This window comes from Pontibacillus sp. ABV4_188, assembly GCF_056311905.1.
This window is the reverse complement of sequence record NZ_CM149975.1, coordinates 2,244,279-2,269,706: the sequence shown is the minus strand read 5'-3', so window position 1 is coordinate 2,269,706 and position 25,428 is coordinate 2,244,279. Positions and strand designations below refer to the sequence as shown.

24 protein-coding genes are annotated in these 25,428 nt (G+C 39.9%); 10 read left to right on the top strand and 14 right to left on the bottom strand.

All coding sequences use genetic code 11. The features are described from left to right. Window positions 1–20: 20 nt before the first annotated feature. Entirely contained in the window at window positions 21–1,382 is a 1,362-nt protein-coding gene (locus tag ACYX4O_RS11655) for a DUF2254 domain-containing protein (RefSeq protein WP_476351064.1), read from the bottom strand. A 633-nt stretch (window positions 1,383–2,015) separates the two neighbouring features. On the opposite strand from ACYX4O_RS11655, the gene proC reads away from it, so the two are divergent. The 6 genes from proC to ACYX4O_RS11625 all read left to right on the top strand — a co-directional run bounded on the left by proC (window position 2,016) and on the right by ACYX4O_RS11625 (window position 7,582). After that, window positions 2,016–2,819 carry a pyrroline-5-carboxylate reductase gene (proC, locus tag ACYX4O_RS11650; protein ID WP_476351062.1) on the top strand — a complete coding sequence of 268 codons (804 nt, stop codon included), beginning with the start codon at window positions 2,016–2,018 and terminating at the stop codon, window positions 2,817–2,819. 34 nt (window positions 2,820–2,853) lie between these two features. Next, on the top strand, window positions 2,854–3,987 hold the full coding sequence (gene proB / locus ACYX4O_RS11645) for a glutamate 5-kinase (protein ID WP_476351060.1): 1,134 nt from the start codon (window positions 2,854–2,856) through the stop codon (window positions 3,985–3,987). Window positions 3,988–4,007: 20 nt separating this feature from the next. Further along, complete coding sequence (locus tag ACYX4O_RS11640; protein ID WP_476351058.1) at window positions 4,008–5,267, top strand: glutamate-5-semialdehyde dehydrogenase; 1,260 nt, start codon at window positions 4,008–4,010, stop codon at window positions 5,265–5,267. Between the two features lie 166 nt (window positions 5,268–5,433). Then, window positions 5,434–5,991 carry a GDSL-type esterase/lipase family protein gene (locus ACYX4O_RS11635; protein ID WP_476351056.1) on the top strand — a complete coding sequence of 186 codons (558 nt, stop codon included), beginning with the start codon at window positions 5,434–5,436 and terminating at the stop codon, window positions 5,989–5,991. A gap of 67 nt (window positions 5,992–6,058) precedes the next feature. Next, on the top strand, window positions 6,059–6,217 hold the full coding sequence (locus tag ACYX4O_RS11630; RefSeq protein ID WP_476351054.1) for a hypothetical protein: 159 nt from the start codon (window positions 6,059–6,061) through the stop codon (window positions 6,215–6,217). A gap of 186 nt (window positions 6,218–6,403) precedes the next feature. Further along, the gene (locus tag ACYX4O_RS11625) at window positions 6,404–7,582 is read left to right on the top strand and encodes an aminotransferase class I/II-fold pyridoxal phosphate-dependent enzyme (protein ID WP_476351052.1); all 1,179 of its coding nucleotides are present in this window, start codon (window positions 6,404–6,406) and stop codon (window positions 7,580–7,582) included. A 398-nt stretch (window positions 7,583–7,980) separates the two neighbouring features. On the opposite strand, the gene ACYX4O_RS11620 is transcribed toward ACYX4O_RS11625, so the two are convergent. The 4 genes from ACYX4O_RS11620 to ACYX4O_RS11605 form a co-directional block, all read right to left on the bottom strand. After that, window positions 7,981–8,595, bottom strand: coding sequence for a PH domain-containing protein (locus ACYX4O_RS11620; RefSeq protein ID WP_476351050.1), 615 nt, complete (start codon window positions 8,593–8,595; stop codon window positions 7,981–7,983). A 49-nt stretch (window positions 8,596–8,644) separates the two neighbouring features. Continuing rightward, window positions 8,645–9,004, bottom strand: coding sequence for a Lin0512 family protein (locus ACYX4O_RS11615; RefSeq protein ID WP_476351049.1), 360 nt, complete (start codon window positions 9,002–9,004; stop codon window positions 8,645–8,647). A gap of 278 nt (window positions 9,005–9,282) precedes the next feature. Continuing rightward, window positions 9,283–10,281 (bottom strand): sodium:calcium antiporter, encoded by a 999-nt coding sequence (locus tag ACYX4O_RS11610; RefSeq protein ID WP_476351047.1) that lies wholly within the window; start codon window positions 10,279–10,281, stop codon window positions 9,283–9,285. A 47-nt stretch (window positions 10,282–10,328) separates the two neighbouring features. After that, on the bottom strand, window positions 10,329–10,904 hold the full coding sequence (locus ACYX4O_RS11605; protein ID WP_476351045.1) for a histidine phosphatase family protein: 576 nt from the start codon (window positions 10,902–10,904) through the stop codon (window positions 10,329–10,331). Between the two features lie 250 nt (window positions 10,905–11,154). On the opposite strand from ACYX4O_RS11605, the gene ACYX4O_RS11600 reads away from it, so the two are divergent. Further along, entirely contained in the window at window positions 11,155–11,643 is a 489-nt protein-coding gene (locus ACYX4O_RS11600) for a metallophosphoesterase family protein (RefSeq protein WP_476351043.1), read from the top strand. Between the two features lie 822 nt (window positions 11,644–12,465). Here the strand turns inward: ACYX4O_RS11600 and ACYX4O_RS11595 are convergent. The 5 genes from ACYX4O_RS11595 to ACYX4O_RS11575 form a co-directional block, all read right to left on the bottom strand. Continuing rightward, entirely contained in the window at window positions 12,466–13,827 is a 1,362-nt protein-coding gene (locus ACYX4O_RS11595) for an aldehyde dehydrogenase (protein WP_476357103.1), read from the bottom strand. Between the two features lie 18 nt (window positions 13,828–13,845). Further along, a complete protein-coding gene (rnz, locus tag ACYX4O_RS11590) occupies window positions 13,846–14,766 on the bottom strand; it encodes a ribonuclease Z (protein WP_476351041.1) in 921 nt (306 codons plus the stop codon). A gap of 10 nt (window positions 14,767–14,776) precedes the next feature. Next, a complete protein-coding gene (locus ACYX4O_RS11585; protein WP_345239132.1) occupies window positions 14,777–15,082 on the bottom strand; it encodes an ArsR/SmtB family transcription factor in 306 nt (101 codons plus the stop codon). A gap of 224 nt (window positions 15,083–15,306) precedes the next feature. Beyond that, window positions 15,307–16,326: an NADPH dehydrogenase NamA gene (gene namA, locus ACYX4O_RS11580; protein WP_476351038.1), complete on the bottom strand. Its 1,020-nt coding sequence runs from the start codon at window positions 16,324–16,326 to the stop codon at window positions 15,307–15,309. A 72-nt stretch (window positions 16,327–16,398) separates the two neighbouring features. Further along, window positions 16,399–17,565 carry a glycosyltransferase family 2 protein gene (locus ACYX4O_RS11575; RefSeq protein WP_476351036.1) on the bottom strand — a complete coding sequence of 389 codons (1,167 nt, stop codon included), beginning with the start codon at window positions 17,563–17,565 and terminating at the stop codon, window positions 16,399–16,401. A gap of 180 nt (window positions 17,566–17,745) precedes the next feature. Between ACYX4O_RS11575 and ACYX4O_RS11570 the strand changes: the two genes are divergently transcribed. From ACYX4O_RS11570 to ACYX4O_RS11560, 3 genes are all read left to right on the top strand, one after another. Further along, window positions 17,746–18,327, top strand: a complete 582-nt coding sequence (locus ACYX4O_RS11570; RefSeq protein ID WP_476357101.1) for an anthranilate synthase component II — start codon at window positions 17,746–17,748, stop codon at window positions 18,325–18,327. Then, on the top strand, window positions 18,324–20,051 hold the full coding sequence (pabB, locus tag ACYX4O_RS11565; RefSeq protein ID WP_476351034.1) for an aminodeoxychorismate synthase component I: 1,728 nt from the start codon (window positions 18,324–18,326) through the stop codon (window positions 20,049–20,051). Before ACYX4O_RS11570 ends, pabB begins: the two co-directional genes overlap by 4 nt. A 72-nt stretch (window positions 20,052–20,123) precedes the next feature. Continuing rightward, window positions 20,124–20,609, top strand: coding sequence for a DUF456 domain-containing protein (locus ACYX4O_RS11560; RefSeq protein WP_476351032.1), 486 nt, complete (start codon window positions 20,124–20,126; stop codon window positions 20,607–20,609). A 482-nt stretch (window positions 20,610–21,091) separates the two neighbouring features. Here ACYX4O_RS11560 and ACYX4O_RS11555 read toward each other — a convergent pair whose 3' ends face one another. The 4 genes from ACYX4O_RS11555 to ACYX4O_RS11540 form a co-directional block, all read right to left on the bottom strand. Continuing rightward, window positions 21,092–21,961 (bottom strand): SDR family oxidoreductase, encoded by an 870-nt coding sequence (locus ACYX4O_RS11555; RefSeq protein ID WP_476351030.1) that lies wholly within the window; start codon window positions 21,959–21,961, stop codon window positions 21,092–21,094. A gap of 210 nt (window positions 21,962–22,171) precedes the next feature. Continuing rightward, the gene (locus ACYX4O_RS11550; protein WP_476351028.1) at window positions 22,172–22,477 is read right to left on the bottom strand and encodes a hypothetical protein; all 306 of its coding nucleotides are present in this window, start codon (window positions 22,475–22,477) and stop codon (window positions 22,172–22,174) included. 418 nt (window positions 22,478–22,895) lie between these two features. Then, the gene (locus ACYX4O_RS11545) at window positions 22,896–24,317 is read right to left on the bottom strand and encodes an NADP-dependent glyceraldehyde-3-phosphate dehydrogenase (RefSeq protein WP_476357099.1); all 1,422 of its coding nucleotides are present in this window, start codon (window positions 24,315–24,317) and stop codon (window positions 22,896–22,898) included. Window positions 24,318–24,626: 309 nt separating this feature from the next. Next, a complete protein-coding gene (locus tag ACYX4O_RS11540; RefSeq protein ID WP_476351026.1) occupies window positions 24,627–25,373 on the bottom strand; it encodes a glycerophosphodiester phosphodiesterase in 747 nt (248 codons plus the stop codon). Window positions 25,374–25,428 lie beyond the last annotated feature (55 nt).

The following is a 25,428-nucleotide window of genomic DNA, read 5'->3' as shown; positions in this document are numbered from 1 at the left end:
CTGTGCGCCTATTTAGGACTTTATTGATAGATGGTTTTTAAAAGCTCTTCTTTTAGTGGTTCAAACTGATTTTGGTTGTGTGTGTTCTTAGTGACTAATTTTAGGTTGTTGATAAGGTAATAACAATCATTCTCAAATAGACTACAGCCGTTAAGTCCTTTAACGGTTTGGAAAGCAAATTCCCATATATCATCATGGAACCTCTCATCCATACCTTTGGCCATTAAAGAAAGCATAGACAAGATTTCGGTGATGATCGTAACATTGTGGTGGCTGTATTCTCGTATATTGGCAAAGCCTTTGTGTAGGTAATATTTAAAATCTTCCTGACAGAGCATCAAACGAAGATTACCTTCCTCATCGTATAGATAAGGGGAGAAGTCAGTAATACTTCCAATTTCCTGAAGTAGATCTGTAATTTGATGAAGCGTGTTGGTCACAGTTAATGGATCATCATTCCCAAGGGCTCTGATGGCTACTTCGGCAAGTTTATTAACCCCATATTCAAGGTCTTGGATTTCTGTCTGCTTTTTACCTAAGACAACTAATTTTAAGTATTTATTCTTATCAAACTTTTTGTTATCTCCCCAATAGCTAAAGAGTGGCGTGTTACATAAAACGAACTCCCCTATCCGCGGGTGAAGCTGAATAATTATGTTGTCTTCTTTTGCTTTATGAATGAGTCGTTGAAAATCTGCTAACTGAAGGTAACCAGAGCTTTCTGCATTGACTACTGTACCGTTTTTAGCAGGAAGTTGTGCGGTGGTTTCCCTTGGATCTTTACGAAAAGGTTGTATTTCTTTCATAAGAGAACTTTGAATAATGCTCTTCGAATTTGCTTTCATCCGAGCGGTAATGTTGTGAACTTGTAGCCAAGTAGTGGTGTGGTTGATGAAATAGACAAATGTAATGGCTGCAAGAAAGACGGTCGCAATGGAAAGAAACGGAATAGCTAGAAGGTATTCTACATCTTCATTAGATACGTATAGGAAATTTAATAAGACATAAATAAAACTTCCGTTAAAAATCCCCATAACGTGCTGGGTGTTCCGATCGCTTATGTAATTTAAAAGCATTTTAGAGGAAAACTGTCCACTAAATGTAGTAAGGGCAACTAATATAGAGTTGATGGTGAAGGCACTAAGCGTTAAAACCCCTCCGACTAATGACCCTAAGAGTGTTTGAGTCGTACTTGCGCTGAAGGCTACAAGCTTAGGGAAATAAGATGCTATATCCAGCTTATAATCTAATATAAAAGTTAAAGCAGAGAGGCATATGGCAGCAATAATATACCACATGGGCATAAACCAAAGTGTAGACTGTAGTTCATTCTTTCGTTCGCGCTTTGACATGGATAAATATCGTTTTATTATATGGAACATCAATTCGACTCCTTTATTCGTTATATATATTCATTCCTTTAAATTGGCTACGTTAATCTAAAAAATAAAATATTGTCGTAAAAATTCTTTTGAATAGCTGAAATTGAAGCGTTCAAACAAACATTAGATCATGGTATTTTATCTATCTTAGGAGATGCATCTGTGTCAGGCATTGCTATTCAAGCATTAGCTCAAAAAGCAAAAGGACCATATTTTTATCCTGAGAATCTACGGCCCCAAGAAGATGCAAAAGAAATGGAAACGTTTATGAAGTTACAATAGAATCATTTAAAAGTTGAAGAGCTTAAATGTAGCCGTGGAATGTTAGAGGTAGATTTAAAGCTATAATTATTAGAATATTAAGAAATGTTATAGATTTGTGAAAAACAGCCTTTCCATAATCTTCATAAATCGTTCTGAGAAGAAATAAGACCTCGTGAGACGTCACAAGAAGTGAATAAGACGGAATGGAACCGTTTACATTAACTATTTCGCCTCTTTGCACCCCACTTATCCGAAAGCCCTTGCATATATTTTTTGGAATGTTACGATAATCTCCGTTGTAACAAAAGCGGAAAAAGGGAGCGTGTTAACGTAGTGACACAAACAATTGCTTTTTTAGGAGCCGGGTCTATGGCTGAAGCGATGATATCAGGAATGGTTCAGTCAGACCTGGTCACTCCAAGTCAAATTATTGTATCAAACCGAAGTAATACGAATCGTTTAAACGAGTTGAAATATAAATATGGCATTCGAGCTCAAAAGCGAGAAGATTTGAACTTTGCAACGATCGACGTATTTGTATTAGCGATGAAACCAAAAGACATTGATTCTGTACTGGAATCTTTACGACCTCATTTAAACCCACACCAAACCATCATTTCTGTTCTAGCAGGAATAACAACTACTCACATGGAGAGTCACTTACCTGAGAAACAGCAAGTGATTCGAGTCATGCCAAATACTTCTAGCATGATCGGGGAATCTGCAACGGCGATTGCACCAGGAGCCCATGCCCCTAAAGATCGAATTTACCTAACAAAATCATTAATGGAATCCTTTGGAGAAGCTTACATTATTGACGAAGCTCACATGGATATATTCACTGGGATTGCCGGAAGTGGACCTGCTTATTTCTATAACCTCATGGAACATATGGAGCAAGCCGGCATTGAAGCAGGACTTGATGGAGAGCTTGCTAGATCTATTGGTGCGCAAACTATACTTGGTGCGGCTAAGATGATTCAAGAGAGAGAAGAAACCCCAACTGAATTAAGAGAAAATGTCACATCACCTAATGGAACAACAGCCGCAGGGCTTAAGGCACTTGATCTTCATGGAGGTGGAAAGGCAGTTTCTGCAGCTATACAAGGAGCCGCATCACGTTCTAAAGAAATGTCCAAACAAACAGAACAATCACTAGTAGCAACGAATTAAAATGAAACAAATCCACGAATAGCAGGAGGAACGTATGATTACAGAAACCGAATCGAAACGGATCGTCATTAAAATTGGAAGTAGTTCTCTAACGAGCATGCACGGTGAAATTAGTCGCCGTAAGCTTGAAAAAATCGTAGATGAAGTCGTTCGTTTAAAAGATGAAGGACACGAAGTATTGCTTGTCTCTTCTGGTGCTGTAGCAGCTGGCTACCGAAAGCTCGGGTGCCTTGAACGCCCAACAGATCTGGCAGAGAAGCAAGCGGCAGCTTCTATTGGTCAAGGACTTCTTATAGAGTCGTATTCTGATTTATTCCTTTCACACGGGTATGTAGGGTCACAAATACTCATTACACGAAGCGATTTTTCCGATGAGGACCGTTACAATAATGCTAGGAGTACCATTAACGTTTTACTTGATCGTGGCATTATCCCAATTGTTAATGAGAACGACACGATTACGATGGATTTTCTGAAGTTTGGAGATAATGACACGCTATCTGCAAAAGTAGCAGGACTTGTAGATGCAGATCAGCTCATTATTCTTTCAGATATAGAAGGTCTTTATGACGAGAATCCAAATGATAATCCAGGTGCCAAACTTGTAGAGCATGTTCAGGAAATTACTGATGAAATTGAAGCTTCTGCAGGTGGCTCAGGAAGTTCTGTTGGCACAGGAGGAATGAAGTCTAAAATTGATGCCTTTAAGATCGCGATGGCATCTGGAATCGCTTCTTTCTTAGGGAAGGCTTCCACTGCAAACATTGTATATGATGCAGTTCATCATCAAGCAAAAGGAACGTATTTCACATCCAAACCAGACACAACGAATCTAGACCAAAAGAAACAATGGATTGCCTTTAATTCTGGTCCTGAGGGTGAAGTGATTATTGGTATGGATTCAAAGGATTTAATTGTCCAGCAAAAGAACAGCTTACACCCTGAACATGTTACAAAAGTTCAGGGCGATTTCGACAAGGGAGCAGTCGTTCGTGTAATTGACGTTTCTGGAGAAGAGGTAGGCCTTGGCGTGGTGAACTATTCTTCAACGACATTTAAATCTTTTATAGGTCAACCAATTGACCGATTATCCGAATACAAACAAGCAGCAGTAGAACGTGAAGATTTTGTATGTCATCTCGACTTTACACTACCAGTAAGTGTTTAATATAGAGGAGGAATTGATACATGGTTACAAAAGAACAAACGAATGTAGAAGCACAAGCAGTTCAAGCAAAGAAAGCATCCAAGACACTATCCATACTAACTACAGAAGAAAAGAATAAAGCGTTATTTGCCATTGCGGATCAGTTAGAAGCGAAATGGGAAGAGATCCTTAAAGCAAATGAACTTGATCTTATAAAAGGTCGTGAAGCCGGTTATGAAGAAGCCTTTATGGACCGCTTATCGCTAACAAAGGAACGTGTCTTTGAATTTGCAAATGGCTTACGGGAAGTGGCAGCTCTTGATGATCCTACTGGTATCGTACAATCAGATTGGACACTTGATAATGGACTTCAAGTTCAAAAAGTGGCTGTACCTCTCGGTGTAATTGGAATGATTTACGAAGCACGTCCAAATGTTACGGTAGATGCAACGGGGCTTGCTTTAAAATCAGGGAATTCTATTGTCTTAAAGGGAGGATCTTCAGCGATTGAATCAAATAAGAAAATCGTGGAAGTCATGAAAGAGGGTTTATTGAACACTAGGATTCCTAAGGATGCCATTCAATTTATAGCTAGCACTGATCGTAAAGCCACTAATGCATTGTTTACCATGAAAGACCACATTGATGTATTAATTCCTCGTGGCGGTGGGGCATTAATTCAAGCAGTGGTGAATAATGCAACGGTTCCAGTACTAGAAACGGGAGTAGGGAACTGTCATATCTACATTGATCAAAGTGCAGAAGTTGATAAAGCAATCTCAATACTAATCAATGCAAAGACCGATCGACCTGCTGTATGTAATGCCGCAGAAACGGTAATCGTTCATGAGAAGTGGCTGAACGACAATAAAGAAGCACTACTATCAGCGTTTCAAGAAAACGGAATTTCTGTGCATGGAGATGAATTGGCTGTTGAAGCGGTCCCAGGTGCAATTGAAGCTTCAGAAATTGATTGGGCTGAAGAGTATCTAAGTAAGCATATTGCAATGAGGGTTGTTTCAGATGTTACAGAGGCCATTGAGCATATTGAAATTTACGGCACGAAGCATTCAGAAGCAATCATTTCAGAAGATGTTCAAAATGTTGAACTCTTCATGAAACTTGTAGACGCTGCAGCTCTTTATCATAATGCATCTACGAGGTTTACTGATGGTGGAGCTTTAGGATTTGGTGCAGAAATTGGTATTTCCACTCAAAAACTCCATGCACGTGGACCTATGGGGCTACCGGCTTTAACGACAGTTAAGTATCAAATGAGAGGTACAGGGCAAATTCGCTAGGTAACATAGGGGTAAACGTTTAAAATGATTGTATGGAAAGGATCCAATAGCTTGATTGGATCCTTTTTATTTTTTGTTTTTAAACTTTAGAGTATGAGCACTCCAAATTTTGTTGAGCTTAAATAGGATTGATATAATGGCCATTATAGTAAAAAGGAGAGAGAGAATGAGAAAAATGGTATGCTTTGGAGATAGTATCACCGCAGGTCATGGGTTTACTCAGTCTCCATTAACGAAACAGCTTCAAGAAGAGTTAAGGGATATGGTCATTGTTAACAAAGGCGTGTCAGGTGACACGACTGAAGATGGAGTGAAGCGGTTTGAACGAGACGTTTTAGCTCAGTCCCCTTCAATGGTAACGATCCTCTTTGGTTCAAATGATGGTGCGGCTCATCGCAAAGTTTCACTAGAACAGTTTAAGAACAACTTACTACATATGATAAAGCTTTTAGAGGACACTGATGTACTCCTAATAACTCCTCCAGCAGTAGATGAAGAAGCCCAACAAAAACGAAGTAACGAGAAGCTACGCTCTTATGCAAATGTTGTTTTGGAAATTGCAGAAGAAACAGAAATTGAATGTTTCGATTTATTCAAAGAGATGCTAAAGATGAAGGACTTTAAGTCTTTAGTCGATGGCCCCGATCATGACGGTCTTCATTTTTCTCTTGGAGGATACGATTTCTTGGCTTCAAAAATTAAAGAGTTTGCAGATCGTCATTAATTCATAAATAAGGTTCAAGTTTTCTGCTAACACTATAGTGAACCTGATTAAGTAGGAGGGATTGGTGTTGAAAAAGCGATTTACTTATCAAACGCCGAAGCTTGAACCATTTATTTGTGAATTTAAAACCCGTAAAAGAAAACGTGAACTAATCGAATTCGCACGTTTCTCTAATCATAACCTCGCCTACAGAACGGACCCAACGAAATTTAATTTTAAACAGTAAAAGCTAACCTTTGGTTAGCTTTTTTAGTATATTAGGTAATCTGTTTCTACTATTCTTGAAAACACCGATCCTTTTGAAGTCGAACTACAAAGTGCTAACGATTTCACTAGTGAGAAAATTCGGTCTTTACAAATTGGGGGATTCGGTCTATTCTGTTTTATTAAGACCGTTTAGAGGGGGAGAGCCATGAAGCAGTTTACATACTCAAAGGCGCTAGAAAGATTGCCTGAACAATTCTTTGCTAAATTAGTAGATAAAGTAAAGAGAGCCGAAGCAGGTGGGAAAGAAATGATTAATTTAGGTCAAGGAAACCCTGATCAGCCGACACCTTCGTTTGTTACAGAATCCTTAAAGCGAGCAGTTGACAATGAAACCTATCATAAATATTCTCCATTTAAGGGGTTTCCTTTTTTAAAACAAGCAGTAGCAAACTTTTATAAAAGAGAGTACGATGTTGACCTTGATCCAGAAACTGAGATAGCGATTATGTTCGGCAGTAAAACAGGCCTCGTTGAGGTGAGTCAATGCTTTCTAGATGAAGGAGACACCGCTCTTGTGCCGGACCCTGGTTATCCCGATTACTGGTCTGGGGTTGCGATGGCAAATGCTACTATGGAGAAGATGCCTCTTCTAAAGGAGAATCATTTTCTCCCCCAATATGATCAGATATCTGAAGAAACACTACATAAAGCCAAATTAATGTTTTTGAACTATCCAAATAATCCTACAGCTGCTACGGCCACAGTGGATTTTTTTGAAGAAACGATTGATGTAGCGAATAAGCATGATATTTGTGTGGTCCACGATTTTGCCTACGGGGCGATTGGTTTTGATGGGGAAAAGCCGCTGAGCTTTTTACAGGTTCCTGGTGCCAAAGATGTTGGCGTAGAGATGTATACAATGAGTAAGACATTTAATATGGCAGGGTGGCGTGTTGCATTTGCCGTGGGGAATAAAAGCGTTATTAAGGCTTTAGAACTTGTTCAGGACCATTATTATGTAAGTTTATTTGGCGCGGTTCAGGAAGCTGCCGCTGAGGCATTAGATAAAGGTGATGAGTCTGTTAAGAAGTTAGTTGATCTCTATGAATCAAGAAGGAATTTACTAGTAGAAGGATTTCTCGAAATAGGTTGGAATGTAGAGGCACCACAAGGATCTTTCTTTATGTGGCTCGAGGTTCCTGCAGGCTTTACATCTGAATCCTTTGCTGATTACCTAATAGATGAAATTGGGATCGTAGTGGCTCCTGGTGTAGGTTTTGGGGAATATGGTGAAGGATTTGTGCGAATCGGTTTATTAGAACCAGAAGAGCGATTAAGAGAGGCGATCGATCGTTTTCACACGCTTTCATTTACAAATCAATAAAAGAGAGCAAGCTCACTTTTTTAGAAGTGAGCTTTTTATTTATACTTAGTAGTAACTCCGAATTGATATATGACAAAAAAAGAAAACCCACTTCAAGGTAAGGGGTTTCGGGAGTGGCGCTTCTTTACACGTTTCTTAAATTGTTCTACTTTGCGTTGGCATATCCGGAGTTCTTTCCATGTCTCGGCTCGGTCTAAAAGATCGCGCAGTTCCCTAAATTCGATTGATTCCTCCTGCGTTAGTTTAATCTTAGGTTTTGGAAAAGGAATCACATCTCCCATGCTCACATCACCTCACTTCTAGGCTGTCCCTTTAGTGTATGAGCGTTGAGGAAGGGAATATGCTTTTAGGTTTATAGAAAAAGCAGCTATCCGAAATAATCGATAGCTGCTTGGGAACTAATTTTGGATATAGCGCTCAAATACGTCTCCAAAATCCTTTACCGTGTATTTCTGTTTACTCTCAACTAACCAGTTAAACGCTAACTGATTAATGGACTTGAATTCCTCAAATACACGGTTGTCTTTAATATCTGCTCGATGCAGTGTATTAGAAGCATAATCAAGACTTTGCTTTGTGAATTCGTAATAAGCATCATTCTCGCTCATAACTTCAGCTATTTTAAGGAGGGCTTTATATAGGTCTTTCAGTTCTTCGATGTTCTTCTTGTGAACATCAATGGAGAAAGACTGATTGCCCATTGAAAATTTAATTTCAACATCTAAATCAACGGTACCTGCGGTTTCAAGGGCAACATTTGAAATCGTATGTTTGTAATAATCGTAGCGGTGAAGCATACGTTTTTTACTTGTTGCACTAGTACCATCTAAGTGAATTAAAGCTTTGTTCGTAAAGCAATATTCATCAGCAGCAGATTTGATGAGGAAGAAGATCTTCTCTCCATCTTCATGCATGACATAATCGTCTGCATCAACTTTATCATAATCCTCTGGAAGAATAACTTTACCTACATCACTTAAGCCAAGGGCATCAGAAGCCACCTTTTTAAACATATTATCCCCACCTATTGTCGTTTTATATGATGCTTGTTTAAATTAGATATTAATAGCCTACTTCTACAGAAGCGTTGACAATATACATTAAATCATTTTTGTCTTCCTTTTCTTCTAAGTGAATGCCACTAGTCGTGAGCATGCCACCTTCCATCACTTCAACTGTGACAGTACCATAAGGAATGGCGCTTCGAACTTCTTCAAGATCTAACTTTTCGTGATCACAAGGTGCTGCTAGTTTTATGTTAACGACCATGTTGTCTAAAGACTGTTCAGGTAAAATATTTTTAATACCAGGCATTGAATTGGTATGTATGGCGTTTTTTACAGCACGTACAGCTGCTTTTGTGACGTTCTGACCATGAACATCAACGCCCATACCTGTTTCAATAAATACGAGTTGTTCCATTCTATCTCTCCTTTCAATAATTATCCCTATTGTAGCATATGGTCATTTTCTTGTGGTAATGAGGATGATTAGGTCCGTTACTTGAAAAGTGCTTGGGCTTACTGTGGGACCACTCGCTACCCACTGGAAAGCGAGTGGTTTCCAGGCCCGCCTTACACTCAATTAGAGTATACGGAAGCACTCTTTCAGCTTCGAGTCTTTCGGTTTATGTGGGAGGGATACACATATTCAATAACAAAGCATATAAAAAACAACCAGCCAAGGTGGCTGGTTGTTTTTTATATTGTAGAATGGGTGTAGATTAAATAGCTTGATGCTAAGTAAATCAGCACGATTAACGTAGATGGAATAACGTACGTTAATGAATTGGCTGATTTCTTTCGCAAAATGGCATAAAGAGTAAGTGCGATTAAGAGCATTGATCCAATTATGGAATATACATGAGCTTGGTTTCCTGCTTGGAGAAGAGGGCCATCTCTGAAAAAGAAATCTGTCCCGGCTAAAATGAGTAGGTTAAACAAGTTGCTTCCAAGAATCCCGTTCATCATTAAAGAGTAATTTCGCAATCGAATAGCGATAAAAGATGATACAGCTTCGGGTAATGAAGTGCTTGCAGCGATTAGTAATGAACCAACAAATGTAGATCCAAGGCCGGTAATTTGTGCGATGCGATCTCCTGTTACCGTAAGAAGACTTCCTGCAAGTATTGTTCCTATTGCAGCAAGCGCGAAATAGAGAATAGCTTGGTTTAAGCTCGTATCTTTAATGCGTTGTTGGTGTCTTGCATTCGCTTCTTCAACAGGAGTTTCTACCTCATTTGAGGTGAACTGTGATATAACTCTAATACCAACAAGGTAAAATGCAATGATAATGATTGCATCAAGTCCAACTCCCCATAAGGAATAAGGAAGTGAAATGATAAAGGATAATAAAATAACCATCGACATTAATAGACCAAGTCCCGCTGTAGCTGCATGTTCATTTGTCGAGTAATGCAATAGGCGAGACCTGCGGTAATAAAGGTCAAATAACGCTAGTATAAGGACGTTAAAAAGATTACTACCTAGTAGGTTCCCTAAAGCTAGGTCAGGATTATCTATGGTTACAGCGGTGATACTTGTTGTGATCTCTGGCAAAGATGTTGCGGCACCAAGCAAAAGTCCAATCATAGCACCTGTAGCAGCTGATTTCTTTTCAATGATATCAGCATAAGTGGATAAGTTTACAGCTAGTAAAAAAGTGACTAAAGCAGCTATCGTAAAGAGAATATAGGTCAAGTAAAATACACTCCTGTGTTCATTGTTAAACTATTCGATTCGTGTGTTTAAGAAAGGTGATGAGTTTCATTGTAGGTTTTAATTTGCCAAAGTTCATTTAGGTGTTCAATGTTAGTGATACACGCATTCATTAACTTCGTCTTACCTGAACCAATTTCTCCTTGGGATAGGACGGATAAAATGGCATTAATCACAGCACCATGAGCAACTAATAGAATTTTTTTGTCTTGAAATTGCTGTTGAACTTCGTTAAGACCATCAAATATACGTTTCTGGAATGGTTCCCACTCCTCACGGCCTGGATAATCCCGATTAGGGTATCTGGCATGGATTTCATCATATGTTAATCCAGATCCTTCGCCGAAAGCCCGCTCTTTGAAGTTCTCCATCTCCACAAGATCAATAGGTTGGTTAAGATGGTTTAATATAATGGTAGCTGTTTCTTTTGCTCTTGATAGGGGACTTGTAATGAACACGTCCCAATCGGAATGTTGAAGGTGTAAACCGGCTTCCTTAGCCTGTTGACGTCCTGTATCATTTAAGGGGATGTCTTCTTGGCCTTGTAAACGAGATTGCTTATTCCACTCGGTTTCACCATGTCTTACTAAACATATGGTTGTCAAGATATCTAAATCCTTTCTTATGAAGAAACGTGCTTAACTGTTTCGATTATTGGGTCACTATTATTGTACATAAGCAGTGGGTAAGGAGCAATGAAAAACGTCTCGGAAGTATGTCAGACGATCTCGCCATTATACGTATTAGATGGGAGGGTATGGAAATCGTAAGCGATCAAGTCCTCTAATGAATGAACAAATGCTACCTGCTAAGAATACTTTCATCATATAACTACTTTTAGAAAGGAATGAGAGAATGAGAATAATCGTTATATCTGATACACATATGCCAAAGAAGGGGAAAGCATTCCCTGAATCTTTCATACAAGAGTTAAGGCACGTAGACTTGATCATACATGCAGGAGATTGGAGTAGTAAAGCGATTTACGAAGCATTAGCTTCTTATGGAGAGGTAAAAGGTGTTCAAGGGAATGTTGAAGAAGATGAAATTCGAGAACTTCTTCCTGAAAAGTTACTTTTAGAGATCGATGGATATAAAATAGGTGTTGTTCATGGGCATGGGGAGAAGAAGACTACTGAAAAACGTGTGATTGAAACATTTGAAGAAGAGGACGTGGATCTCATTATCTTTGGCCATTCACACTTACCACTAACAAGATGGGTGAAAAAGACACTTTTATTTAACCCGGGATCACTAATGGACAAGCGTAAACTTCCATATGGATCTTATGGAATTATTGATACCTCAAATGGATTAAGATGTACTCACCGTTATATTACATAGGTCTTAAAACAGGCTCTGTTAAAGTTTGCTGTTGTTATTCTTTAAAACAAGCTTGTTCAAGAATAGGGCAGTATTGTTGAAAACTCGAAACTGAGACACTTTATGGTGTATGGGGCCGTTATGTTTATAAGTGCTAGGCAGGCTTGGGGACAACTCACTTTCCTGCGGGGAGCTGGGAAGCCTCCTCAATCGCTACGCGCTTTCCGGGGTCTCCCCTAGATTTAAAGTGCAGGAGTGGTGCCTAGGACCGTACGGATAAGTCAGCTTTTTGGAAAAGGCGATCAGCCTTTGTAAAAAAGATGACTTATCTCGCTAGGTCCTCCACTCCGGAACTGGATTAGCTCCTTACCCCGCGGGAGTCTCGCAGTCCCCAAGCCTGCCCTAACGTTTATTGGATGAACGGCCCCTCAAATGGTTGTATTATAGCACCGCATACCATATGTGGCTCGCTCCCGTCTCTCCCTGTTAGGCAAAGGTGGTCCTGGAAATTGCGAGACTCCTGCGGGAGAAAGAGCTAGACGAGATCCCGCAGAGAGCGAAGCGAACGAGGAAGCTCGACAAAAAAGGAGAAGTTCGACTAAGATCGTCACGTCCTGTGACAACGTCGAACGACCCCACGTCGTGTGGGGCCGCGGAAAGCGAGTGATTTCCAGGACCACCTTAAGTTCCATAAAAGTTGACGGGAGCGTTTTTCTATTCATCGCAAGAAGGAATCATCTTGAATTCAAGTCTTCCATATAAGGGGGGTTATATGGAAGACTCTAAGCATTAACAGAGCCTAAAACTAAATTCCCCGCTCTTAAAAATAAGAGGGGGGAGTGTTTATTTAAGTAATCTTTTTATAAGTTTTAGACCGTGTTTACGGCCGGGGTAGCGAATGGAAAGGTCAAACTTTGTTGTTTGTTTAACGATCCCTTTTGAATGAGTGAAGGCATCAAAGCTCGCTTTACCGTGATAACTACCTACGCCACTTTGGCCAACGCCTCCAAACGGGAGGTGAGGGTTGGCAACATGGAAGAGAGTGTCATTTATACACCCACCCCCGAACGATAACTTAGATAAGATATCTTCTTGTTTCTGTTCATTCTCAGAGAAATAATAGAGAGCAAGGGGTTTCTCGCGGTTTCTCACTTCACCCACAACTTCTTCAATATCATCGAACGTTAATACAGGTAAGATAGGTCCGAAGATCTCATCCTGCATGACACTATCATCCCACGTAATGTGATCAAGAATGGTTGGTTCGATTGAATTGATATCCTCGTCACGCTCTCCGCCAGCAATCAGTTCTCCATCGTTTAAGTACTCACATAAACGATCAAAATGACGTTTATTAACGATATGACTGAACTCCTCATTATATAAAGGATCTTCACCGTAAAGGTCTTTGATGGCTTGTTTTAATTTACTTAGCAATTCAGGCTTGACAGACCGATGGACATATACATAATCAGGAGCAATACACGTTTGACCAGCGTTGGTGAACTTACCCCAAGCAATCCGTTTTGCAGCTAGGTCGAGATTTGCATCCTCACCCACGATTGTTGGACTTTTCCCTCCCAACTCTAAAATGACAGGTGTTAGATGTTGGCTTGCTTTTTCCATTACGATTTTTCCAACTGGGACACTGCCTGTGAAGAATATTAAATCAAAACGCTCATCAAGTAACTTCTGGCTAACTTCAGCATCCCCTTCAACTACGGCAAGTACAGCAGGATCAAACCATTTATCTATCATTTCTTTCAATAGAGATGATGTTTCAGGTGTAAGCTCTGATGGTTTTAGAACAACCGTGTTTCCACCAGCTAAGGCACCGATAACTGGGGCAAGTGCGAGTTGAAAAGGATAATTCCAAGGAGCAATTATAAGCGTAACTCCGTAAGGTTCTTGGTATAAGTAACTTTTAGATCCTGCGTGTGTAAGAGGTGTCTTCACCTTTTGAGGTTTCATCCACTCTTTAAGATTTTTTATAGCAGAGGTAATCTCACTATATAAAAAGCCAATTTCAGTTGTGTAACTTTCAAATTCTGATTTATGCAAGTCCTTATAAAGGGCATGGATAATAGATTGCTCATTTTCTTCAATCATGTTCTTGAGTTTGTTTAATTGTTCTTTTCGAAATGAGTAGGGCTTAGTAGATTCTGTGTAGTAAAATCTTCGTTGATGTTCAACTAACTCATTGATTCTCAATTCAAAACCTCCTTAATCACGTACCATGAAGTGCATCAGATCGGTAGCGATTTCTGTATTAGAAAAATAGTTCCTTGCTTCATTTAATAATTGTTCTATGTCATTGTCCTGATAGCGGGAAGAAATATGAGTGAGAATTAGTTGTGCGACTCCTGCGTCTCTTGCTATGCGAGCTGCTTGAGCTGTGGTGGAATGATAATAATTATAAGCTAATTCATCTTCATCTTCAGCGAAGGTTGCTTCATGAACTAAAACATCTGCATTCTTTACAAAAGGTATAAAACGATCATGATACCTTGTGTCCCCGAACACACAAACTTTTCTTCCCTTTTTAGGCGGACCAACGTAATCCTCGCGGTTAATCATTGTTCCATCTTCTAACATGACGCGAGGCTGATCTTTAATTTGCTGATAAATAGGGCCAGGTTGAACGCCTTTTTCTTTTAATCGTTCCACGAGGAGTTCACCAGGTTTATCCTTTTCTTCAAAAGCATATCCATAGCTCCTAATCCCGTGGTCTAACCTTTTACAAGAGACTTCGAATTGATCATCTTCGTAAATCTTTCCTTCTTCGATTTCATGGATATGTATATCGTAGGTTAACCTTGTTGAACTAACAGAGAGAGCTGTTTCAATAAACGTCTTTATACCACGAGGTCCATATATTTCTAAAGGTGAAGTCCCCCCTTGGAAAGAACGGCTTCCTAAAAAACCAGGCAATCCGAAAATATGATCGCCGTGTAAATGAGTAATAAATATCTTCTCAATTCTTCTAGGGCGGATAGAGGTGTTTAAGATTTGGTGCTGTGTGGCTTCTCCGCAGTCAATAAGCCATGTGCTACCTCTTTCTTGTAATAACTGTAAAGCGATGCTTGATACGTTTCGGTTCTTCGAAGGAACGCCTGCGCCTGTTCCTAAAAAGATAAATTCCATGTTGGTCCTCCTACTCTATGCAATGCTCTTCAACTTCTGCAATTAATTGTTTTAATAAGTCAATCCGGTCTTCGATAGTAAGGAAATAATACCGTTTGGTCCCTTCTTTCTCAATGGATACGATACCTGCATCACGTAGGATCTTCAAATGGTGAGATACGGCAGGCCTTGAAAGGGGAGATTTGTCGGCAATTTCGTTTACGCTTAAACGTTTATGTTGGTCTAACAATAGTATGATATCTTGTCTCGCTGTATCCCCCAATGCATGAAACGTTAGAGTGTTCAGGCGAAATAATTGTTCAAATTGAGTAGACATGCTTCCATTCCTTCTTTCTGTTCGTTAGTTTAAAAGTTTAAACGAAAGGGAGGGTGGAATCAAGTTTGTATGCAGGGAAATTTTTTATACTCCTCAGCAAAAACGTCTCCATTTTAAAGCTAATAGATCACCAATTTTCCCGTAGGCAAAATTATATAAAAAGGAGTATGAAACATTTCAGTTTCATACTCCTTTTTTGTTGAGATAGAAGTGAATCGTTTTGGTTACATCCAGCCTCGTTTATACTGAACTGGACCTTCCAGTTCCACTCTTAGTTCATCGGCGGCAGCTTTAGGCCAATAAGGATTTCGTAGCATGGCACGTGCTACGAAGATTAAATCTGCTCTTTTGTTACGAATCACTTCTTCAGCCTGAAGGCCGGAAGTGATCATACCAACTGCACCAGTTGCAATGGAGGCTTGGTTACGAATTTGCTCTGCGTACTGGAGCTGATATCCGGGATACACTTCTGGACGAACGGGTACAACTCCGCCAGAACTACAATCAATTAAATGGATTCCCAGTGCTTTCATACGCTCTGCATAGTAAAGGAAATCCTCCATTTGATTGCCATTCTCATCGTGTTCATTAGCTGAAATGCGTACAAAGATCGGACCATCCCATGCTGTTTTGACTTCTTCAATTACTTCTTCTAAGAAACGGAACCGTACACTACGGTCTCCGCCATATTCGTCAGAACGTTTATTTGTTAAGGGAGACAAGAACTGACTAATTAAATAACCGTGAGCCCCGTGTAACTCAATAATATCAAAGTGTGCTTCCTTGGAACGTCGAGCAGCTTCCTTGAAGGCCTCTATTGTTCGTTTTATATCCTGAACGGTCATTTCAGTTGGTGTCTTCATATCTTCTTTGAAAGGTATAGGACTTGGTGCAAATATATCTTGATCCAATACGGCCTTACGTCCAGCATGTCCTAATTGAATGGCTGAGCGTGCTCCATGACGATGTATTCCTTCATTAATCTCTTGTAATCCTTCAATATGTTCGTCGCTCCATATACCGAGGTCTTGTGGAGAAATACGTCCTTCAGGTAATACTGAAGTTGCTTCAATCATAATAAGGCCCGCCTGGCCTGCAGCACGGCTTTCATAATGAGCTAAATGAAATGGAGCTACTTTTCCGTCTTCTGTGTGTGAAGAGTACATACACATTGGGGACATAGCGATCCGGTTTTTTAATGTTACTTTTCCAAATGTAATAGGGGAGAATAAACTAGATTCCATAAGACAGTGAGCCTCCTTTATCTTTATGTAAGAACAAATATATTATTTCATAATCGAGACTTCTTTACATGTTTAATGCTTGGGCTTTGAGTCTTCTTTATGAGCATGCTTCAATTCTTTTAAGGGATAGAATGTACCGCGCCACTCTATTCCGCCTTTTTTTATGGTGAGTGCTACGGCTCGTGCAATGGTATAGATAAACAATAGAGCAGAGTAGGGGAGGGTGAGCGCGTAAGAAATCTTAAATTGCGTCAATTTCTTAGTCGTTATGGCCATTAGAGTACACATAAGTGTTATAGCGATAAGACTCAATCCTCTATTAGTGTTTGTGGCTACCATCAATGTTATGAAAGGCAACACTTGCGAAATAAAGGTCCCTATAACGGCAACAAGACTTAATAAAACCGAATAGTTCAATCCAGCAAATGTATTTTTTTCTAACCCTTGAATGGCATCCTTTAAAGAGGGATACCATTCAACTGATATATCTTCCATTCCTGTAGCAAGACGCTGTTTATACCCCTTAGACTTTATCTTCTGTCCAAGATACAGATCATCATCAGGTCTTGTAGCCAGCATTTCATGAGTCCCGATGGCTTCATATGTTGACCGGTTTAACATATTGAACGCTCCAATCCCCATCCCACCTTTTGTGGAGTTGTCGTTATTAGCCGTCCATGGTCTTTTAAAAAAGCCAAACCCAAACATGAAATAAGCTATGAAAGCTTTAAGTCGTTTGCTCTTTGTGACTAAATTAGGAGCAACAGTTAGGTGATCAACGTTTTCCTTCTCAAATAACGACAGCGCTCGTTCGATTGCGCTTTCTGAGAATTGTATATCTCCGTCTGTAAAAACGAACACATCACCTTCCGCTTTTTGGTACCCTTTATAAAGGGCGTGATTCTTCCCTAACCAACCTTTAGGCAAAGTTTCTATGGTGATCGTTTTTAATCGAAACGATGACTCATTCTCCCATTTCTTCATAATGGCCCCCGTATTGTCTTTTGAACGGTCATTTACAGCAATGATCTCAAGCTGTTCATGTGTTTGTGATACTAGTGATTGAAGCGTATTGTCAATTGCGCGTTCTTCGTCTTTGGCAGCTACTATTACTGACACCATTTGTACTGACCTTTGTCTTTTGATGTTCCTCAGATCTTGAATAGAGCGTAAGCCCCGCCATCCATCCCATAGAGCGAAGACCCAAAACATAATGGTTAGGATTAAAAGAATCGTCATATTATACCTCCGATCTTATGGGGTTTACCATACCACATTTTGACTCTGGGAACGATGCTCAATAGTCTTATTAAGAGTACCTTAAAACACTGGCTTTACATAATTTCTCCTTTTGTGTAGAGGACCCATATCAAGCTATAATAAGAAGGTTAATACTATTACATAAAAGCGGTGGTAAGAATGATCGTCATGATCGATAACTATGATTCATTTACGTATAACTTATTTCAATATATCCAAATGGGAGGTTATGAGGTAGAGGTCTTCCGAAATGATCAAATCACTATTGAAGAGATTGAGGAACTAACACCACAGGCCATTGTACTGTCTCCGGGTCCTGGTTCTCCAATAGAAGCGGGAATTTGTTTGTCCATAGTCAAGCATTTCTATAACAAGATTCCCATACTTGGTATTTGTCTTGGTCACCAAATTATTGTGGAGGCTTTTGGTGGCGTCGTTGTAAAGGGGAATAGACCTATGCATGGGAAAGTAACAAGCATTCATCACGATAAACAAGGGGTTTATAATGGTCTTCCATCACCAACTGCTGTGACGAGGTACCACTCATTAGTCGCTCAAGAGGGTAGTGTGCCAAGTGAACTTGAAGTGACTTCTCGTTCAGAAGACGGTGCTATTATGGGGGTTCGTCACAAAAAATACCCAATCGAAGGAATTCAGTTCCATCCCGAAGCGATCCTTACAAAGCACGGGTATGATATGTTACAGAACTTTTTTGCGGTAAAGGAGGTTGCTTCTTCATGATTAAATTTCAATTTAATTTTGCAGATCAGCATGGTGTAGTGGAGCCGTATGTATTTACGAATCCCGAATACGTTATAGAAGCAAAGGAAGTGCAAGATATTGAGCCTGCTTTTAAAAGGATAGAAGAGGCTATTGAGGAAGGGATGTATGTGGCTGGCTATGTATCCTATGAAGCAGCACCAGCTTTTGACGAACGTTTTAAGGTTTCTTTAAATCCTCATATGCCTTTACTGAAGATGGGAGTTTTTCGAGACACTAGCGAAGTATCCCTTGAGTCTACTACAAACAGTTATGAAGTTTCTAACTGGAAACTCCAATCTAATTATACCGAGTATCAAGAAGGGATTCGCGCCATACATGAGGCGATCGAAAAAGGGGACACGTATCAGGTGAATTATACAGCTCGTTTAAAAGCTGAGTTCAGTGGAAATGATCACGCCCTATTTAATGTTTTAGCTCATAATCAACGATCGTCCTATAGCGCTTACTTACATTTTGACGACTACTCCATTCTGTCTGCATCTCCGGAATTATTTTTTCGAAAAGATGGGCCCCTTCTCACAACAAAACCTATGAAAGGGACAGTGAAGAGAGGGAGAACAACTTTAGAAGATGAAGAAATGAGGCAATACTTATCTCAGTCAGAGAAAGACCGTTCTGAAAACGTGATGATTGTTGATTTGCTTCGTAATGACATTGGTCGTATTGCTAGACCGGGGACCGTTAAGGTACCTCGATTATTTGAGGTAGAAACGTATCCAACCGTCCACCAGATGACTTCTACTGTCCAGGGAGAAATAACCCAAGAACTCCCTTTTTTTGAGGTGTTTCGTGCATTGTTCCCGTGTGGTTCGATAACAGGAGCTCCTAAGATTCGGACGATGGATTATATTTCTTTATTAGAACAATCACCACGAGATGTATACTGCGGAGCTATTGGGATGATTACACCAGACCGAAATGCAGTCTTCAATGTTCCTATACGTACCGTTTGGATTGACCACAATTCGAGTATCGCTACATACGGTACTGGTGGAGGAATAACGTGGGAATCTACATCGAAAGGAGAATATGACGAACTTTGGGTAAAAGCCAAACTCTTAACCGAGAAGCGCCCCTCGTTTCACCTTCTTGAAACCATCCGCCTAGAGGATGGTGATTATTTCCTGATTGAGAAGCATTTGAAACGTATGAAAGCTAGTGCGACCTATTTTCAATACTCTTGGCCAGAGGCAGCTATATACGAAACATTAGAGGATATCAAAGATTGTTATGCAAACGGTCTTTATAAAGTGAGGCTTTTACTGAATAAAGAAGGCGAGATCACGAGTGCGGTTGTTCGAGAAGAGGAGCTTTTAGATGCTGTGAGGTGTAAGGTAGCGGAAACATCGGTTAATATGGAGGATCCTTTTCTATATCATAAAACAACGCATAGAGATGTATACAACGAGCACAAGGACGCTGCATATTTTTCGGTTCTTCTTTGGAATAAAAGAAAAGAGCTAACCGAATTCTTGATTGGAAATGTCGTTTTGCTTATAGATGGTGATTATGTAACACCACCTATAGAGAGTGGGCTATTATCTGGTACGTATCGTGAATATTTAATTGAGGAAGGGATCTTACACGTGCGTACACTTTATAAAGAAGATTTAGAACGTGCTAGTGAAGTATGGATGATTAACGGTTTGAAGAAATGGGTGAAAGTTGATCTCGTTCACTAAAACGTTAGACAAGGGAGTTGAAGTTTGGCATAGTGGTGTCGAATAAGATTTTTTACAGACAGGAGCGAGGAAATGGATATTGTTTGGTGGCTTATTATTATTTTAAGCTTTATTTTCAGTTATGTTGGGCTAGTTTATCCCGTTTTACCAAGTCCATTATTTCTATGGATTAGTGTACTTGTATTTCAATTCGCCGTAAATGATAGTGAATTAGGTTTATGGTATTGGATTACAATGGTGGTGTTAACCATCGTACTACTTATCTCAGATATTATCATTAACAGTAAAGCTGTTAAGCATTATGGGGGGACAAAGTGGGGAGAGCGCATGGCTGCAATTGGTGTAATCATAGGCTCATTTGTATTCCCTCCATTTGGTGTAATTCTTGTGCCGTTTATTTTTGTTTTCATTACGGAATACATTCAGAAAGAAGATTTGCAAGAAGCTCTTCAGTCATCGAAAGGGGCTATTATTGGGTTCCTCGGAGGAACTGTTGCTAAGTTCATTATTCAAACGTTTATTATAGGTTGGTTTATTCTTAATGTAACCCTTTTGTAAAAGGGTTACTTTATTTGTGTTAGTCAACTCCCTTGTCTTTTGTTGTTTTATTTTAAGTCTCTGTTATTGATTAATGTTAATTTCCATTTCATCCATATAACCCCCTTATATGGTAGACTCGAAAACTGAGATTGAGATGTTTTGCGATAGATGGAGAGAGTTTTCCGTCAGCTTTAATGAGCGTAAGGTGGGCCTGGGAATCACTCGCTTTCCGCGGGCGAGCTGTCGAGCCTCCTCGGGGAAACCACCCTGCGGGGTCTCGTCTACCTCTTTCTCCCGCAGGAGTCTCGCAATTCCCAGGCCCACCTTTGCCAAATGGTGAGGGACGGAAACTCGCGCCATTTGGAAGAAGGGGGCTTAAGGGCAACTATATTGAGCGGGGATCCGTACAGAGTCTATTTTAAAGTAACGAGGCTTAGACCCTGTCGTTTCAAAAAAAGCAGCTCTTCCTGGAAGGGAAGGGCTGCTTTTTGTTGGGAAGGTCAGCTAGAAGTATATAAGCCGCCATTAATATGAATGAATTGACCTGTCATATAAGAAGAGTCATCAGAAGCAAGAAGCACATAGCTTCCGACATGTTCAACTGGTTGTCCAGGTCGTCCCATTAGGGTGTTTGTTCCAAATTGATCTACTTCTTCCTCTTGGAAGGTTGCTGGAATAAGAGGAGTCCAGATAGGTCCTGGTGCTACGCCGTTTACTCGGATGCCGCGGTTTACAAGTTGTTGGGCCATAGATCGGGTGAAAGCGACCACTGCACCTTTTGTAGCTGTGTAATCGACTAGTTCAGCATTACCTGTATAAGGGTTGATGGAAGCTGTGTTGATAATGGCGCTCCCTTGTTTTAAGTGTGGAAGTGCTGCTTTCACCATATGGAACATAGAGAAAATATTTGTCTTAAAGGTACTTTCTAATTGTTCTACTGAAATATCTTCGATTGCGTCTTTCGGGTGTTGTTCTGCCGCATTATTCACTAACACGTCTAGTTTCCCGAATGTCTCTACGGTTTTGGCTACAATATCACGGCATGTTGCATCGTCGCCAACATCACCTGGTAGAAGTAAAGCTTGAACGCCTTCTGCTTCTACCTTCTTCTTCGTTTCTTCTGCATCTTCGTGTTCATCTAAGTAAGAAATTGCAACATGAGCGCCTTCTTTAGCGTAGCCAATGGCTACAGAACGACCGATGCCACTGTCTCCTCCTGTGATTAACGTTACTTTTCCTTTAAGTTTATTTCCGCTCTTATAGTCTTCGTCAGCTTGAAGAGGGGAAGGGTTCATTTGGGTTTCGTATCCTGGTTGACGCTCTTGTTCTTGTTTAGTTGGTCCATCTTGCATTAAGTCATCGCGATTCATGTAGAGTCCTCCTTATTATGTCGAAAAACTATTTTTAGGTTCGGAGGTACTATTCCACTTGTATCTAGTTTAAAACTTTGATAAAGGTATTTTTTTCTTTTTTGATATAATCAGTTAATTATGCTAGTCATATGTATGAAAATAAGAACTAAATCAGATGTGATTTAGTCCCTATACGAATCTTGCTGTTTAGTGTTGGAAGTTCATACTTTAGTATCCTCCATATCCCCCGTAACCATATCCTCCATAATAAGGATATGGGCCTGGGCCGTAGCCATATCCATAGTAAGGTGGATAATAAGGATAGGGAGGTCGAGGTGCTAACAGCGCGCTGCCCACAAGCCCCCCTACAAGACCGCCAACAAATGGTCCTCCGAAAAATGGACGTCCAAACCCTAAAGGACGACCGAACCCTCCAAAAGGACGCCTTCCAACAAAAATTCGTTCATCTGCTCTATATACATTATGGTCCTCATAGTGAGGGTTTGTGGAATAAGAATATTCGTTGTAATGCATAAACATTTCCTCCTCCTTTATCTTTTCCTGTTATGATATGCCGTTTTAACCCTATGTGGGTCTTTGTTCGAGGAGTAAATATGAAAATAGGCGTTTGCCTTGTGTTATTCTTAATTCATTATGGATTGGGGGATAAAAGAGATGAAGGACTTTCATTGTTGCGCAACATGTGTTCACTTTAGGACCCTTAAAGAAAATGGGAAATCGAGGCGATTCTGTGAACGGTTGGGCTATGAAACAGAGCCAAGGTGGAAGTTTGATTGTTGGACACCAAAAGAACACGTGGTGAATTTGATAAAGAAGGAACTAAATAGAACCATTGACTAAATACGGGGAGGAGTTTTACTTCTCTGAAATAAAATATAAAAAATCTCAGAGTGTACCTACACTCTGAGATTTTTTAGCGTTGATTCGCTTATTACATATTGATAACTGTAACTTTATCACGAACAACGGAAAGCAGACTTTCGCGGATTCCTTGAACACCAAGACCAGATGCTTTCACACCTAAGAATGGGAAGTGGTCTGGACCGCGAGATGTTTTGCCGTTCAGTTGAACAGTACCAACCTCTAATTTGTCGGCGATGCTCATGGCATTGTCGATATTCTTAGTGAAGATACTTGCTTGTAAGCCGTATTCAGATTCGTTCGCAATCTGAATGGCTTCAGACTGGCTTGTTACACGGATGATTGGAAGAACAGGGCCGAATGGCTCTTCCCAAGCTACACGCATGTCTGTTGTTACATTGTCTAGAAGAGTAGGGTGAAGAAGATTTCCTTCACGCGTGTCGCCTGAAACAACTGTAGCTCCTTGATCTTTCGCGTCATCAATCAGACTTTGCACATAATCTGCGCTCTTGTTATCGATTAATGGAGTTACATCTTTATTATCTTCTGGCATACCAACAGAAAGGCTTTTCACTTTATGAGCTATACGGTCTACAAGTTCATCCGCTATCTCATCTTGAACTAAGACGCGTTTGATGGCTGTACAACGTTGACCAGAATAGCTATAAGCACCCGCTACAATCTCTTTTGCTGCTTTATCTAGGTCTGCATCTTCAAGAACAATTGCTGGGTCTTTACCGCCAAGTTCAAGAACAAGAGGAACCATTGAAGATAGTTGAGCAATATGACGACCTGTACTAGTTCCGCCTGTGAAGGAAATCATGTCTACTTTAGGGTGTTGAACTAAGAAGTCACCAATTACAGATCCACGACCTGTTGCGACTGTGACAAGTTCTTTTGGCAGACCAGCATCGATTAATGCTTCAACCATTTTAATGCCACTAATTGCACCTTGAGTAGCCGGTTTAAAGACTACACTGTTTCCTTGAACTAGAGCTGGAGCAATCTTTGATGCAGAAAGGTTTACTGGATAGTTAAATGGCCCGATTGCCAAGATTGTTCCAAGAGGAGCTTTCTCAGCTAAACCTACCTTAGAACGAGAACCGCCTTTGAATCCGTCTCCGCGTTTTACTTCGCCGTTTAAGCGATAAGCATCTTCTACTGTATGACGAATGTAATCTACTGTACGCTCTACTTCCGATACAGAAGATTTTTTGTTCTTCGCTACTTCATTCATAATTGCTGTGCCAATTTCTTCTTTACGTTCCTCTAGAAGATCTGCCCACTTGTTTAAAATTTCGCCACGTTCTTGTACGGAACGCTCTGCCCAAGCGGCTTGAGCTTTAGATGTTGTTTCAATTGAAGTATTTAGCTCTTCTTGAGATAAGGAAGGTACGCTTCCGACTAATTCTTTATTGGAAGGAGAATAAATATCAACAGTAGCGTTTGACTCGCTTACATTCCATTCTCCGTTTAGTAATGTTTTGATCATTTCATTTGTAGTTGTACTCACTTGTAAAACTCCTTTATGGTTCAGTGTTTACTTCAAATAGATAAAAAATTTAATAATTATTTATTAAGATGCTTCACTGTATGTTATTTTATAATTGATTAAGGAATATTGCAAAACATAAACACTGACATATCAATGAAAGTGCTTTCTTGAACAGATTTATTAGTAAAATATGTAACAACATTCTAATAAATGTATTGTATGCGTTTTCTGTTTGTTTTTTAGAATAATTAAAAATAATTAACAAGATTAAACCAAATAAAAATAAGTGAGCTAAGCGCTCACTTATTATCGTTTGTGTTTATGTAAATATAATTCTCTATATTCAATGGCAGAATGGGGAACATCTGTAAAAATGCCATCCAACATAAGTTTGTAGGCACGCATTAGCCTCGATGGGCGATTGACTGTATACGTTCGAACAGGAAGGTGGAGGCGCTTTGCTTCTTTAATCAACCCTTTACTTAAAGCGTTATAGTTAATGTGTAACGCGTTGGCTCTTGTTTGTTCAATAAGAGTTTTAAGATCTTTCGGTCGCCTGCTCGTTAAACAAGCACATTCAATCTCCTTTGATAATCGTTTAAATCGTTTAATGCTATTAGGATTAAAGCTCGAAATAATCGTTCTTTCTGTAACTCCGTAATGTTTTATAAGGTCAAGTACCTTATCCTCAATATTTTTATAATCAATAATGTTGTTTTTTAATTCAATATTTAGAGAAAGTGATGTAGTTGAGACCCACTCTAGAAACTCTTGTAATCCCAGAAGTCTTTCTCCTGCGTATTTTTCACTAAACCACTTTCCGGCATCTAGCTTCTTTAATTCTTCGAATGTGTAATCTTTTACATATCCAGCACCGTTAGTTGTTCGGTGAAGGGTTTCGTCGTGAATTAAGACAGGTACCTGATCCTTTGTTAATTGCACATCCGTCTCAATACCATCTGCACCCATCTTTTGCGCTAAGGTAAATGCGGCCATTGTATTTTCTGGGGCCAATTTACTTGCACCTCTGTGAGCAAATATGAAAGTTTGCACAATAGCACCTCCTGAATTAGAGTCCATATTGATTGTGTTCCATCTAATGGTAAAA

Excerpts from the sequence above, each read along its gene's own strand:
- ACYX4O_RS11640 (WP_476351058.1), top strand. The coding sequence starts at position 4,008 with ATGGTTACAAAAGAACAAACGAATGTAGAAGCACAAGCAGTTCAAGCA.
- ACYX4O_RS11620 (WP_476351050.1), bottom strand. The coding sequence starts at position 8,595 with ATGTTTAAAAAGGTGGCTTCTGATGCCCTTGGCTTAAGTGATGTAGGT.
- ACYX4O_RS11615 (WP_476351049.1), bottom strand. The coding sequence starts at position 9,004 with ATGGAACAACTCGTATTTATTGAAACAGGTATGGGCGTTGATGTTCAT.
- ACYX4O_RS11560 (WP_476351032.1), top strand. The coding sequence starts at position 20,124 with ATGGATATTGTTTGGTGGCTTATTATTATTTTAAGCTTTATTTTCAGT.
- ACYX4O_RS11600 (WP_476351043.1), top strand. The coding sequence starts at position 11,155 with ATGAGAATAATCGTTATATCTGATACACATATGCCAAAGAAGGGGAAA.
- ACYX4O_RS11575 (WP_476351036.1), bottom strand. The coding sequence starts at position 17,565 with ATGACGATTCTTTTAATCCTAACCATTATGTTTTGGGTCTTCGCTCTA.
- ACYX4O_RS11635 (WP_476351056.1), top strand. The coding sequence starts at position 5,434 with ATGAGAAAAATGGTATGCTTTGGAGATAGTATCACCGCAGGTCATGGG.
- rnz (WP_476351041.1), bottom strand. The coding sequence starts at position 14,766 with ATGGAATTTATCTTTTTAGGAACAGGCGCAGGCGTTCCTTCGAAGAAC.
- proB (WP_476351060.1), top strand. The coding sequence starts at position 2,854 with ATGATTACAGAAACCGAATCGAAACGGATCGTCATTAAAATTGGAAGT.
- namA (WP_476351038.1), bottom strand. The coding sequence starts at position 16,326 with ATGGAATCTAGTTTATTCTCCCCTATTACATTTGGAAAAGTAACATTA.
- ACYX4O_RS11545 (WP_476357099.1), bottom strand. The coding sequence starts at position 24,317 with ATGATCAAAACATTACTAAACGGAGAATGGAATGTAAGCGAGTCAAAC.
- ACYX4O_RS11655 (WP_476351064.1), bottom strand. The coding sequence starts at position 1,382 with ATGTTCCATATAATAAAACGATATTTATCCATGTCAAAGCGCGAACGA.
- pabB (WP_476351034.1), top strand. The coding sequence starts at position 18,324 with ATGATTAAATTTCAATTTAATTTTGCAGATCAGCATGGTGTAGTGGAG.
- ACYX4O_RS11550 (WP_476351028.1), bottom strand. The coding sequence starts at position 22,477 with ATGCATTACAACGAATATTCTTATTCCACAAACCCTCACTATGAGGAC.
- ACYX4O_RS11585 (WP_345239132.1), bottom strand. The coding sequence starts at position 15,082 with ATGTCTACTCAATTTGAACAATTATTTCGCCTGAACACTCTAACGTTT.
- ACYX4O_RS11555 (WP_476351030.1), bottom strand. The coding sequence starts at position 21,961 with ATGAATCGCGATGACTTAATGCAAGATGGACCAACTAAACAAGAACAA.
- ACYX4O_RS11570 (WP_476357101.1), top strand. The coding sequence starts at position 17,746 with ATGATCGTCATGATCGATAACTATGATTCATTTACGTATAACTTATTT.
- ACYX4O_RS11625 (WP_476351052.1), top strand. The coding sequence starts at position 6,404 with ATGAAGCAGTTTACATACTCAAAGGCGCTAGAAAGATTGCCTGAACAA.
- proC (WP_476351062.1), top strand. The coding sequence starts at position 2,016 with ATGGCTGAAGCGATGATATCAGGAATGGTTCAGTCAGACCTGGTCACT.